The organism is Mesorhizobium album (assembly GCF_033977205.1).
Lineage (GTDB): Bacteria > Pseudomonadota > Alphaproteobacteria > Rhizobiales > Rhizobiaceae > Mesorhizobium > Mesorhizobium album.
On the sequence record NZ_JAVIIW010000146.1, the window covers coordinates 1 to 861 of the forward strand.

Consider the following 861-nt stretch of genomic DNA (forward strand, 5'->3'; position numbering starts at 1 on the left):
TCAGACATCTACCGCGGTCTTGACCCTCTGGTTGATTTGCCCTCCACCCCGCACGAGTTGCGTGACGATGCTCACTATGCACCGGCGTTTCCGAGCACATCGACGGATGCTCAGATAGCGGCGTTGAATCAGACAGCCTCGTTCCACGGCCACGGTGGGCTAGAGCTCGGCGCCAGGGATTGGCTGAGCGACGAGCATATCGCGGCGGATTACATGCTTCTGATTCAGGATCTGCAGCGGGACAATCCGGATCTCGCCTCCCGGACGCGGCTCGTGGATCCGCTCATAGCCCACTATCATCTGCGCTTGGGCTCCCAGAGCGTGGCCACGCGCGCCTTCCAGCACATTGTCCATGATCACGATGGTAATGACACAGCCGACTTCCTGTTCCTGCCAGTGAGCGATGCCAGTGCTTCGGATCCCAATCGCCGCGGCAGCCATTGGTCGCTGCTGCTCGTTGATCGTCGCGAACGGGCAAGGCCGGCTGCCTATCATTACGATTCCGCCGTGGGATACAACGACGGGCCTGCAGCACTGCTCGCACAACGGCTGGGCGCTCGTCTGGAGCTAGCCCGCATGACCCAGCAGAGCAACGGCTATGATTGCGGTGTCTTTGTGCTGGACGGGACGCGGGCATTGGTTAGGGGCCTGGCGCAAAGAGGACGGTCAGGCGTGCTGCACCTCGACAACCTCGTTGTCGATCGGCTGGCACTGCAAACCCGACTGAGGCGCTGACTGGGGTGGCTGCTGATAGAGCTGGCTGGAGCGGAACTGGGCGACATCAGCACTCCTTATGCGGGGCCCTGACCGAGGGAGCGACTATGACATGCCTCCGCTTGCGAATCGGCCAGCCAGCCGGTC

The 861-nt window shown here is 62.1% G+C and carries 1 pseudogene; it reads left to right on the forward strand.

Going from position 1 to position 861, the window contains the following annotated elements:
* Positions 1 to 735: pseudogene (locus RFN28_RS34650) on the forward strand (Ulp1 family isopeptidase); the annotation flags it as partial.
* Positions 736 to 861: the final 126 nt, after the last annotated feature.